The sequence below is a fragment of the Methylobacterium sp. 174MFSha1.1 genome (genome assembly GCF_900116815.1).
GTDB lineage: Bacteria > Pseudomonadota > Alphaproteobacteria > Rhizobiales > Beijerinckiaceae > Methylobacterium.
Genome location: NZ_FPCB01000005.1, coordinates 12748 through 24088 on the forward strand (window position 1 = coordinate 12748; position 11341 = coordinate 24088).

The 11341-nt window shown below is 63.9% G+C and carries 10 protein-coding genes and 1 pseudogene; 7 read left to right on the forward strand and 4 right to left on the reverse strand.

Annotated elements, in window-relative coordinates:
- Positions 1-4: 4 nt before the first annotated feature.
- The 6 genes from BM430_RS01945 to BM430_RS01970 all read left to right on the forward strand — a co-directional run bounded on the left by BM430_RS01945 (position 5) and on the right by BM430_RS01970 (position 5634).
- Positions 5-3100: a phage tail length tape measure family protein gene (locus BM430_RS01945; RefSeq protein WP_093564794.1), complete on the forward strand. Its 3096-nt coding sequence runs from the start codon at positions 5-7 to the stop codon at positions 3098-3100.
- Positions 3097-3819, forward strand: coding sequence for a hypothetical protein (locus tag BM430_RS01950; protein ID WP_093564795.1), 723 nt, complete (start codon positions 3097-3099; stop codon positions 3817-3819). The genes BM430_RS01945 and BM430_RS01950 overlap by 4 nt, the downstream gene beginning before the upstream one ends.
- Entirely contained in the window at positions 3816-4283 is a 468-nt protein-coding gene (locus BM430_RS01955; RefSeq protein ID WP_093564796.1) for a hypothetical protein, read from the forward strand. The genes BM430_RS01950 and BM430_RS01955 overlap by 4 nt, the downstream gene beginning before the upstream one ends.
- Complete coding sequence (locus BM430_RS01960; RefSeq protein WP_093564798.1) at positions 4280-4960, forward strand: hypothetical protein; 681 nt, start codon at positions 4280-4282, stop codon at positions 4958-4960. The genes BM430_RS01955 and BM430_RS01960 overlap by 4 nt, the downstream gene beginning before the upstream one ends.
- 1 nt (position 4961) lies before the next feature.
- Positions 4962-5255 carry a hypothetical protein gene (locus BM430_RS01965; RefSeq protein ID WP_093564800.1) on the forward strand — a complete coding sequence of 98 codons (294 nt, stop codon included), beginning with the start codon at positions 4962-4964 and terminating at the stop codon, positions 5253-5255.
- 76 nt (positions 5256-5331) lie between these two features.
- Entirely contained in the window at positions 5332-5634 is a 303-nt protein-coding gene (locus BM430_RS01970) for a hypothetical protein (protein ID WP_093564802.1), read from the forward strand.
- A 200-nt stretch (positions 5635-5834) separates the two neighbouring features.
- On the opposite strand, the pseudogene BM430_RS35145 reads toward BM430_RS01970, so the two are convergent.
- From BM430_RS35145 to BM430_RS01980, 3 genes and pseudogenes are all read right to left on the reverse strand, one after another.
- A pseudogene (locus BM430_RS35145) lies at positions 5835-6010 on the reverse strand (IS5/IS1182 family transposase); the annotation flags it as partial.
- A 35-nt stretch (positions 6011-6045) separates the two neighbouring features.
- A complete protein-coding gene (locus BM430_RS01975; protein ID WP_143131927.1) occupies positions 6046-7971 on the reverse strand; it encodes a CHAT domain-containing protein in 1926 nt (641 codons plus the stop codon).
- A gap of 74 nt (positions 7972-8045) precedes the next feature.
- Positions 8046-9229, reverse strand: a protein-coding gene (locus tag BM430_RS01980) for an IS3 family transposase (protein ID WP_093564805.1) whose coding sequence is annotated in 2 segments (ribosomal slippage) — positions 8046-8965 and positions 8965-9229 — 1185 coding nt in all. Because the reading frame shifts where the segments join, the coding sequence is not laid out codon by codon here.
- 65 nt (positions 9230-9294) lie between these two features.
- Here BM430_RS01980 and BM430_RS01985 point away from each other — a divergent pair.
- Positions 9295-9621: a hypothetical protein gene (locus tag BM430_RS01985; protein ID WP_093564807.1), complete on the forward strand. Its 327-nt coding sequence runs from the start codon at positions 9295-9297 to the stop codon at positions 9619-9621.
- Between the two features lie 345 nt (positions 9622-9966).
- Here BM430_RS01985 and BM430_RS33700 read toward each other — a convergent pair whose 3' ends face one another.
- Positions 9967-10761: a hypothetical protein gene (locus BM430_RS33700; RefSeq protein ID WP_143131928.1), complete on the reverse strand. Its 795-nt coding sequence runs from the start codon at positions 10759-10761 to the stop codon at positions 9967-9969.
- Positions 10762-11341: the final 580 nt, after the last annotated feature.

Below are 11341 nucleotides of genomic sequence, written 5' to 3' on the forward strand. Positions count from 1 at the left end.
CCCCATGCCGTCGCTCGCCGAACTCGCCAACCCCGTCATTGATATCCGCTACACCACGTCGGGTGAGGCGCAGGTCGAGGCCGCCGCCAACAAGGTCGCCAAGGCCTATGACGGCGTCGTCGGCGCCACCGAGAGGCTGGAGCGGTCCCAGCTGAGTGCAGAGCGCCGGTTCGACGCGGTACAGCGCCGGTATGACGACGAGTTCCGGGCGTCCGAGAAGCTGGCCAAGGTGCGGCGCGAACTCGACACGGCGCTGTCGCAGAACCTGACCACCGTGGCCCGCGCGGATCAGCTGTATGCGGCGGCCGAGGCGCGCATCAAGGGCGGTGTCGCGGCCAACGACAATTTGACCAAGGCCATCGGCCTGCAGGGCTACGCCTGGCGCAACCTGTCCTTCCAGGCCAACGACGCGGGCACCATGCTGCTGTCCGGGTCGTCGGCGATGCAGGTCGTCGCGACGCAGGGCGGCCAGGTGCTGCAGATCCTGCAAGGCGCCGAAGGCGGCGTCAGCGGGGCCCTGAAGGACATCGCCTCGCGCGCCAGCCTGATCGCCTCGCCCCTGGGCCTGATGGCGGTGGGCCTCACCGCGGCGGGAGCGGCCGCAGCCGCCGCCTATGTCGCCTTCAGCCGGTACAGCGACGGCCAGGAGGAGGTCCGGCAGTCGGTGAGGAACGTCGGCGCCCTCAGCGGCGCCACGGCCGACAGCATCAACCGCGTGGCTGCCTCGACCGCGGACAGCGGCCGGCTCACCGCCTCCACCGCCCGAACCATGGCGTCCGAGTACGCGCGCTCCGGCCGAGTGCAGAGCGAGATCTTCGGCGACCTGCTGTCGGTGGTGAAGGACTACGGCCGGGCTGTCGGCGAGGACCTGCCCGCCGCCAACACGTCGCTGACGAAGGCCTTCGCCTCGCCATCGCAGGGCGCCTTAGAGCTCAACACCCGGTTCGGCGGGCTCACCGCGGCGACGCTCGAACAGATCCGCCGGTCCGAGGACCTCGGCAACAAGCTCGGCGCGCAGCGGACGCTGTTCCAGGCCTTCAGTCCGATCATCAAGCAGAACACGGCCGATACGAGCCTCTGGGGCGATGCGTGGGACTACGTGAAGCGCAAGGCGAGCGAGGCCAGCGACGCGATCGGCGCCGCCCTCTCGACCCCGGGCCTGGAGCAGCGCCAGCGCGAGCTGACGGAGCGCCTGCAGCGCGTCACGGCCCGGCCGCTGCAGGGCCCGCCCACCACCGAACCCGATTACGTCGCCGAGCTGCTAAAGAGCGGCCTGACGGACGCGCAGGTGCGCGCCATCGTCCCGACCTACACCCCGAGCGCCTCCCGCCAGATCGGACAGGCCACCCTCGACCTCGAGGACGTGCAGGAGCAGCGCCGCCGGCAGTCGCAGCTGGAATACAGCCAGGCGCAGGCGAAGATCCAAGCTGAGGCCTCGCTGCGCGCCAACGACCTGACCCGGAAGGCCTTCCCCGAGGTGTTCGATTTCGAGGGCCTGACTCGGGATGCCGCGAAGTTCGAGACGGCGCTGAGGGACGCCACCACCCTCGACAACGCCGACCTCGCACAGCGCCAACTCGACCAGATCCGGGAGAAGATCCGCGCCGGCGGCTCGGCCGCCTACGAGCTACAGAAGGCCGCCCGCGACGCCTTCAGCCTCACCGGCCTCAACGCCTACGATCGCGCCCTGACCGAGATCCGGAACCGGTACGAGGAACTCGCCAAAACGGCTGGCGGCAACGCCCAGATCCTCGCCGGCCAGGGCGCCGTCCGCAGCATCGAAATCGCCAACCTCGACGCCGTGACCCGGGAGCGCGCCCGCGGTCAGGTCGCCATCCCGGCGGACTACCTGCAGACGATCCGGGCGGCCGAGAGCGGAGCTCTCGACAACAAGGCCGTCAGCCCCTCCGGCGCCGTCGGCCGGTACCAGTTCACGGCGAGCACTTGGCTGGACCAGTTCCGCCGCAACCTGCCGGACCTCTACCAGAGCATCAGAAACGAGTACCCGGATCCGCAGGGCTCGACCCTCAACGCGGAGGCGCGCCGCGCCATCCTCGACCTGCGACGGAACCCGACCTACCAGGACCAGCTGGCGACCTCGCTCACCCGGGAGAACGGCGAGTACCTGGGGCGCTACGGCTACGACGCCACGACCCGCAACCTCTATGGCGCCCACAACATCGGCGCGGCCGGCATCCGTTCGCTGCTGGACGCCGAGCGCGACGGGCGTGGTGGCGATTCTGCCCAGGCTGTCCTCGACCGAATCGACAAATCCCTCGTGGCGAACAACGCCAGCTATTACGGGGGCGGCAAGACCGTCGATCAAGCGTTGGCCACCCTCGAGCGCGTGACCGTCCAGAAGGGCGCCATCGGCCGGTCGCAGGAGGAGGCCATCCGCCGGACCGACGCCGAGACGCGGGCGATCGGCCTCACGGGTGAGGCCCTGTCGCGCCGACAGGCCATCGAGGACCAGCTGACGCAGGCCCGCACCGCGGGGCTCGAGGTGGCGGACCGCTTCAAGACCGCGGACGATGTGCTGGGAGCGAAATCCAAGGATCTCACCGGCGCCCTTAAGGAGCAGGTGGCGGTGATCCTGCAGAACGCCGATGCGCGGGCCAAGGCGGCAAGCACCAGCCTCAACCGCCGGTTCGACGAGGACGTCCGCCTGATGCGCGGATCGATCGGCCGGACGCCCGACGAGGAGAACGTGTTCCGGCAGGCCTCTCGCTACGCCGCGCCGGGGAGCGACCAGTTCGGGAAGATTTCGAACGAGCTGCGCGAGATCCAGCAGATCACCTACGGCCGCGACCTCACTGGCGGCGCAGTGAAGGGAATCGTCTCGGACCTCATGCACGGCACGTCGGCCGCGAGCGCCTTCGGGAACGCCCTCAGCCGGATCGGCGACAGCCTCATCAACAAGACCATCGACAGCCTGCTGAACCCCCTGTTCGGCGCGGCGTCAGGGTCCGGTAGCGGCGGGCTCGGCGGCATGTTGGGGCAAGCCTTCGGCTTCCTGACCGGCAGCGTCAGCCCCATCCCCAAGTTCAACGATGGCGGCGTGTGCGGCGAGACGGGTGGGTTCGGCGAGGTGCTGCCGTGAGCGCGATCTTCATGGCCCGGGGCGCCAACGGCGTCCTGGCGGCGTCGGATGGCGTCTTCTACGGCCCGGACGGGCGCGTGCACGGCTTCGGCTCGAAGATCCTGCTGATGCCGGAATGCGGGGCCGTGATGGTGGCGCAGGGGATGGGGTTCCTCCTGCCGACGCTCCGGTTCGAGATCGGGTTCGCCGCCGCAGATTTCGACCGGCTGAAGGACATCCTGCCCTCCAAGTTCGAGGAGGTGATCGCCTGGCTCCGGCGGGAGAGCGGCGTTCCCACTAACGGCAAGCTGTTCCTCGGCGGCTTCTCGCCAGGACGGGCCCGGTTCGAGACCTACGCCATCAGCTCGCAGCCGGAGGGCGACACGCCGGCCTACACCCTGCGGCCCATGGCCTACGCCGAGGGTGCGCCGTGGCCGGGCGCCGAGTTGCGGGCCCGCTACGGCCTCGACGATCCCGCCATCGTGTCGGACCCGTTCGAGATCGCGACCCGGTTCATGGCCGGCGCCCGGAACACGCCCTGCCCGATGGACCAGGACCTGGCCCGGTCCAACTTCCAGGTGGGCGGCTTCGTGCAGGTCGCGATGGTGACCGAGGACGGGTGCAGCACGTCCATCATCCACCGCTGGCCCGACCACATCGGCGAGATGATCGACCCGGCCTCCGGCCCGAACTGCGCGTCGGAGGTGACCGGCGCCTCATCAACGGAGAGCAGCACATGAAGATCGCGGTGGTTCGACGGTTGCAGCTGATCGACGCGCTGGCGGACGATGACCCCAGCGCCCTCATCCTCCCCATGGAGCAAGGGGAGGCCGTCATGGGCGAGACCGTCGCAGCGTACCTCGCCCGGGTCGCGTGGCGGTTCGACCTCCCGACCATCTGCCGCATCAACGGCGAGTGCTACGGCCGGGCCGAGTGGGAGACCTACCACCTCGCGGTCAACGACAACGTCGAGTTCATCTCGCGACCCATGGGCGGCAACTCCGGCGGCGGCTCGTCAGGCAAGAGCATCCTGGCGATCGTCGCCATGATCGCGCTGACCGCGGTGGCGGGCCCGGCCGGCCCCCTCGGGGCCGCGTTAGCGACCGCTCTCGGCACGGTGGGAGGCGCCATCGCGGGCGCGCTCCCGATCGGCGCCCCGTCGCTCTCCCTCTCTCTCCTCTCGACCTGGACGCAGCGCCCATGACTGCCATCAACGCCATCGTGCGGCGCGACCGCATCCACCTCATGACCGACGGGGCCGTCTACAACCCCGAGGGGCAGGTGACCGGCATCACCCAGAAGGTCCACATCCTCGCCCACCTCTCCACCGTGGTCGCCTACCGCGGGCCCACCTGGTTCGGCGGCGGCTTTGCTACGCTCCTCAACTCCGCCAACCTCGTGGACTTCGACGATCTGCTCTCGCAGGTGATCCCCCTGACGCACGCCTACCTGCAGAACGGCCTCAACGGGCTGCCGGCGGATGCGGTGGCGGAAGCAGGGATCCGGCTGGACCTAAAGCGGGTGGAGGTCATCCTGGCGGGGTGGTCGCACCGGCGCGGCCGCGGCGAGCTCTACGAGCTGAATACTGAGCGGCCGGAGTGGCAGCTCGAGCCCAAGGGCGTCGGCGTCATCATGCCCGGCAACAACCCGGAGCTGATCGCCCGCCTGGAGGCGCACGGCTGGTGCCCAGAGGACGAGGCGCAGGACGTGCCGAACCTGCTAGCACTTCTCCAACACCAACGTGCTGTGCCGGACATCCTGCCGAACGGCATGCGAGCCCGGACGGTGGGTGCCTTCGCTCAGCACACAATGATCACCCCAGGTGGTATCGTCACCCGCATCGTCGAGCGGTGGGACGACCTGCCCGGCGGAGCTCGCTGACATGCACGTTCGGAGCGCCTACCGGGCGGAGGGCGAGCTGTTCGGGGCAGCCTACGCGGACGGGTTGTTCCTGGGGCTGGCCGGCGAATGTCTGCCGGAGGGCGAGGAAGGCGCCCTGGTGGCCGAGTTCATGTCCCACCTGCTGAACACCCGGATCGACATGGGCCGGGAGGGCATCCGCCCCTGCCACCTCGACAAGTGGTTCTCTGGGGCGATGGAGGGCTTCGGCCAGCGGCTCCGCGAACTCAAGCCCGCCGCCTCTCTCGCAGATCGCAGCCCTTCCCGACCGCGGTAGGGGAGAGGACCGCCCCCCTCTGTGGCGCACGTGCTACCGTTAAGGCCCACCCAACCGTGCAACGAGAAACCCGCGCATGCGCCTGTTTGCCACCGCCCTCGCGCTGACGCTGATGTCGTCCAGCGTCTATGCCATCGACCCTTTCGAACTTCAATGCAGTAAGGCGTTCGACAAGATAGCGGACACCCGGGTTGGAGCCTCTTGGGCCGGGGCTAATAAGGATAGGTACTGCAGGTGCATGAAAACCGTATTCTCCGGATCCGCCGACGATCTTTTCGATTACAATTTTCTAGCAGATAAGCCGGATCGATTGGGCCGGGCTGACTGGAAGTGCTACGTGGACAGCGACCGGACGACAAAGAGCAAGTTCCGGCCCTGACGCCTGACGATTCGCGCACCTCTCAGGAATGATAGCGCCGGCGCACGGTCGCTTGAGCCTCCCGCCTCGCCTGCTGGTCGATTGCCCCTCATATCGTCGAGGTTCTGCGACAGCGGCCTGCGGCCCGGCGCGCTTCGGCCTGCTGCCTCCTGGCGGATAGTGGATCGCACCTACCGAAATAGCTTAGCGGATCTCCGGCAGGCGCGATAGACGAAGCAGCGCGCGAGGTACGGCCGCAGGCTGCGCAAGGTGCGCAGCAGCGTGACAGGGACGTGGCTGTTCATGCAGATTGGCCGGTGAGACTGCCGCTACCAGCCAAGCGCCCATCCGTTTTGGTCAGCGCATGGCGCTTATGCCCGACCACGCCACGTGGCGGGTGGGGCCCTAGTCACAGATTGTAAAATAACTTCATTATGTTAGCAATACAGGACAACCCCAGTTCGTAATGCTTGACAAATCTTCTCCCGATCGGCGCAATCGCTCAAGCAAATCGCCGCATCCCTCGAAGCGATCCTCCAGAAACGCCAGCAACTGATCAGGCGATCTCATTCGTTTTGCAGCCGTGAGCACCGCTGCCTCGGTTGGATCATCTTCAAGGCTGGCTGCTAGCACTGCGCCGAACGCGAGGCCCGCAGTCCAGTGCACCGGCCATAGATGGCCGACCACCGCTTGGTACCCGGAGACAAGGCTCTGTGCCAAGCCGATCCGCGCGATGCCGGCTCGGCCTTGTGCTGTGGCACCGCTGCAGCTGTTTAGGACGAGTAGGCGTCGCCCATCGCCCGGCGTCGTCCAACCGCGCAAGTCCTCAAGACCGACCAATGTTTCGTCTGGTAAGTGAAGACCTGTGCCGCGAACGGCGAATGGATCGTGAGCGCCGTGCGAGATGACCCACACGACGTCGGCTTCTTCGTTCTCGTAGAAGCTGCGCAGATCCTCGCGCGTGGCGTCGTCGGAGCCGTGGACATCGACCGTCCAGCCTGCTCGGTCAGCAACGTGGCAGATGGCATCGAGCTCGAAGACGTCGTGCCAAGGGCCACCCCTCCATACTGCAACGCGCCGGATGGGACGAGTTGGTCTCGGGTGCTCGAAGCTGATCTCGATCGGTGCCATCACATCGGCCATCTTAGCGAGCAGTGCCTGCACTGGCTCTGGACCGCTCGGAAATACTAGCGTCGCGCGAGGCGACCAGCCGGTGGGTAGCCGCTCCTTGAGTTCCTCGAACCGGTAGTGTTTGGCCATCGCGGCCTCAAAGACATGCCCTTTGGCAGCGTCAACGATATCGAAGCGAAATTCTTCGTAGCCATCCGGCAAGTGGTCACCTTCGGAGCCGCGGAAATAGGACCCGAGTGCCGTCCCTGCCGCCAGTTGCATGGCATCGTGACTAACAAAGGAGCCTGTGCCCGTAAGCCACCGTCCGCCCGGCCAAATGTAACCTGCGCCGCCACTCAGGGTGGGTACAATCACCAATACGTCCGAATCAGCAGCCTCTGCGTGGGGAGCTCGATACCAAGTTCCGAGTACTATAACGATGTCTTCTACCTCGCCCCATTGCATGAGCACAAAAATCAACGGATGCAGGATCGATACTCTTTGCTCCAGCACCTCCAACTCCGACTCACCTGCCCGCACGGCGGCGACACACTCTTCCCGAAATTTTGATATTTCCGCCAGGATCTCCGCCTGTCGCTCCCGCCATTCCGATGGCCCCGCGAGAGCCACCGCGTGGGCCTGAAGGCACTCATGCCCAAGCATCGCGCCGCGGTGGTCGCGGAGCGCTCGCACTGCCCACTCCTGAGGCGTGCCGTCGACATAGCAGTTGGCAGGCGTGATAAATGTCATCGCAGCCTGCAAACGCTGCCGCGGCGACTGCGCCTGCTCAGCTTGCGCTAGTAGTTTGTGTGCCCAAATGTGACCGTCGGACCAGTTCCGATGCGCAGCCCACACCACCATTTGGACCATTGCTTCGAATGCTTGCTCATCATCCATGTTACGTGCGTGCAAGCTAGAAACAACCATCCAGCAACCAGGCGCCACGTTCGCGCTCAAGGCATCGAGGCCGCCGAATTTGTAGGCGACATAGAAGCAGGCGGCTGCGAACGCGGGCACATGATTTAAGTACGAATCAAACAACTCATTAGGCGCGTTATTCAAACTCAGGAACGTGTAAGTGTTTTTATTGATTCTCTGTCCACGCACATGGGTGGACGCGATCGATGTCCAAATCCAATCATAGCAGTCGCCCAACTGCCCCGAAACGCGCGTTGCGTGTATTGCAGGCGCACAGGTAACAAAGCGGGCGCAGTCAATCGCATCGATCTCAGCATCTGTCGTTGCCATTGACCTTGCTTCGTGGAGATCCGCGGCCAGAGCCTCTGTCTGATCGGCCCCCACGAGGTGGTCCAAGTTCAAAGTTAGTGCAGTGTCGGCGTTTGCTCCACGGGTAGCTTGGCCGGCGGAGCCGGTCGGGTGAGCGCAGCCGGCCAAGCGGGCAAGCCTGGCACAAACACCTCCGGGGCCGGGGGTCGGTAGCCCAGCGCGCCGTGCGGGCGCACCCCATTGTAGTGCCGTCGCCAGCTCTCGATGATGATCTGTGCCTCCTTCAGCGTGTAGAAGATCTCTCCGTTTAACAGTTCGTCTCGCAGTCGTGCGTTGAAGCTCTCCACGTATCCGTTCTCCCACGGCGAACCAGGTTCGATGTAGACAGTCCGGCTGCCGATCGACCCGATCCAGGCCTGTACAGATTTGGCGATGAACTCCGGACCATTGTCCGAGCGGATGTGCTCCGGCACGCCGCGCACGATGAACAGCTCGCCGAGCACGTCGATCACATCGGCTGCCTTCAACTTGCGAGCCACACGGATCGCCAGGCATTCGCGGGTGAACTCGTCAACAACGTTCAGCATCCGGAACTTGCGTCCGTCATGCGTGCGCGCCTCCACGAAGTCGTAGGCCCAGACGTGGTTGCGGTGCTCAGGTCGCAGCCGAAGACACGATCCGTCTCCGTCCCAGAGCCGTCCGCGTTTGGGCTGCTTGGCCGGAACCTTCAGCCCTTCGCGTCGCCAGATCCGCTCGACCCGCTTGTCGTTGACCAGCCAGCCGGCAGCCTTCAGCAGTGCCGCGATCTTCCGGTAGCCGTAGCGCCCGTAGCGACGCGCCAGCTCGATCAGATCAGCGGTCAGCGCCGCCTCGTCATCCCTGCCCCGCGGCACCTTGCGCTGCGTCGAGCGATGCTGGCCCAGTGCGCGACAGGCGCGGCGCTCAGAGACGTGCAGGACGTCCCGAACATGCTCGATGCAGGCGCGCCGGCGCGCGGGGCTCAGAAGTTTCCCCGGGCCGCCTCCTGCAGGATCAGCTTGTCGAGGGTAAGATCCGCGATCGCCTTGCGCAGCCGCTGGTTCTCAGTCTCCAGCTCCTTCATCCGGCGCACCTGGTCGGACTTCAGTCCACCGAACTCCTTGCGCCAGCGGTAATACGTGACCTCGGTCACGCCAATCGCCCGGATCGCGTCAGCCACGCTCTGCCCCTGCGAGACCAGCACGTCCACCTGCCGCAGCTTGGCCACGACCTCTTCCGGCTTGTGCTTCTTCGTTCCCATCTCGTCCGTCCTCCGTCGGCTCAAAGCCATACTTCAGGGCGGACCACTCCGATGGGGGCTGACCAATGCTGCGTGACGATCGCGCCGAGCTCACCGGCGGAGAGGTGGCGCGGTGGAGCGTGTTTCTCGAGGAGCCGCAGCCGCGCGAGGAGCGCCAGGCGCCGACCGGCAGTGGCGATGGCGAGCGGCAGGTGCGGTCCGCCTGTGAGGAGCGCCGAACCGCGCCGCCGGCCTCGACCCGGAGCGCCGGTGGCCGGCGCCGGAAGGCTCCCGAGAAAACGGCGGAGCAGCGGCTCAATAAGACAGCTGCGGATCGGCGGGCCGCTGAATCGCTGCGAAGCCGCGGCATCGACCCCCGCTCAGAGATCCGGCAGGACGATCTGGGTTTCTGAGTTCACGACCCCGAATACTCACTTATGGCAGCGCAAGAGCAGGACTAAACACAGGCAGCGGTATAGAGATACACGTCAAATTAATATTGTTTTGATATTATCAATATGATTATTTCAGCAAAATCCGCCTCCATGTGCGCTTGTTGGGGGGTGCTTGCTGTCCACTCGATTGATAATGTGATGCTAAATCTAGCGGAGAGCCGGCTGGATCTATATTCGGCGCTCTTGTACGCTTCTGGCGTAGAGCATCAATCCGAGACGCGCTTTTGCGGATCGCCAGCCTTCCTAGTAGTGCCGCGAATATCGCTACGATTGGCGGCAGCAGCAAAAGAACCTGAGCTGTAGTCATGCCTTGAGGTCCCCGAGAGCGTCCCTAGACAAGTAGTGTAACCACAGGGCGCTTAAACTCCAAATCCCCGCCAGCAACGCGGACCCGAAATCTAACGTAGGCGCAGAGGGAAGCGGGTAAGTCACAGCAATCATAGGCAGAACGACCCCGCCGACATATAAGCCAACAGCAGTAGAAGTTATAGCATTGGCCGTAATTTTAGTGGTCTCGTTGTGGACCAATATTTGATCTTCATCATTGTTAATAGTTTTTACTAACTTATGATCCCTTGTGTATGAAGATGCTGCCTTTGGCGCAGACGATATCGACCGTTCAATATTCTCTGATTTAAGATGTTCCTCGATTGGTTTTATAAGCGACTCGTATATATGGGTAATAATTTCAGGACTCTCATCTTTTTTGACTATTGCGAAAAGAAAATAACGAAGGTCACTTAGTTGCTGACAAAAATCTACTGCGCCACTGTCCGCCGCTGAGCGCTCCCACTCTTCAATGTTACCTGCAACTGAACTTATAAAAGCCAGATTATCTATACTTCCGTTTATCTCATAGCGATCTAGCGTTTGCATTACCTTTTTTAATGTTTCACCTATCGAATTGACAGATTTTTTATCAACATCCACAATCATCGAAACTATGCTTAGGCTGCGGCTTTCTCGAAAAATCCTATAGGCTTTACTTTTCGCCAAGCTGACAACTAACAATTCGATGTCTTGACTTGGCATACCCAACCTTCCCGAATGATCTGGCTTTTTATATATATGACCACATTCACAATAAGTTGTTACCATGTCGCCGTCTTGATGCCGTGCGCGCTCTAGCGCGATGCCGCATCGCCAGTGGCCCCTTCTTTTTGCTCTGCTTTGGCTTCGGCGGTCAGCGGGTGCTGTGCTATAGCGAACGAACATTCCTTAGGCTTCCGCTTTTCACCCACAGCGGGTTTGAAAGCTGGCCGGCTATCACGCTACTTGGTAGCATCCTCCAAATCTTTGCCCGACCGCGCCTTGTCTCCGTGGCGGGCTGCGGACGGCTGACTTTCAGTCCATCATCCTCCAGGTGCTGTTCGATGCGCCCGATCGTGGGATGTCCGGCGCGCTGATGGCGGCGCTGGATGCCTACAACGGCCGATTCGGACGCGTCGCTGTGGTGCCGGCACAGGCCGGGCTTGTCGAGAAGCGGAAATTCGGCTTTGCGCCCTCAGCCGACACTCGCCTTGCGGAAGGGAGTCCCGGAGTGGACAGTCCTCTGGACCATTGCCTAAGGCCTTCAGCGCGTCGACTGCGGCTTTCGCCAGTGCCATCATATCAGCAAAGCCTTGCCGCGAACGCGCGAGTTGACGTCGGAGCCCGAAGGACCCGGATTGACGGCCGT

Coding starts and splice junctions, on each gene's coding strand:
- BM430_RS01945 (WP_093564794.1), top strand. CDS start 5: ATGCCGTCGCTCGCCGAACTCGCCAACCCCGTCATTGATATCCGCTAC.
- BM430_RS01955 (WP_093564796.1), top strand. CDS start 3,816: ATGAAGATCGCGGTGGTTCGACGGTTGCAGCTGATCGACGCGCTGGCG.
- BM430_RS01960 (WP_093564798.1), top strand. CDS start 4,280: ATGACTGCCATCAACGCCATCGTGCGGCGCGACCGCATCCACCTCATG.
- BM430_RS01965 (WP_093564800.1), top strand. CDS start 4,962: ATGCACGTTCGGAGCGCCTACCGGGCGGAGGGCGAGCTGTTCGGGGCA.
- BM430_RS01970 (WP_093564802.1), top strand. CDS start 5,332: ATGCGCCTGTTTGCCACCGCCCTCGCGCTGACGCTGATGTCGTCCAGC.
- BM430_RS01975 (WP_143131927.1), bottom strand. CDS start 7,971: ATGGCAACGACAGATGCTGAGATCGATGCGATTGACTGCGCCCGCTTT.
- BM430_RS01985 (WP_093564807.1), top strand. CDS start 9,295: ATGCTGCGTGACGATCGCGCCGAGCTCACCGGCGGAGAGGTGGCGCGG.
- BM430_RS33700 (WP_143131928.1), bottom strand. CDS start 10,761: ATGGTAACAACTTATTGTGAATGTGGTCATATATATAAAAAGCCAGAT.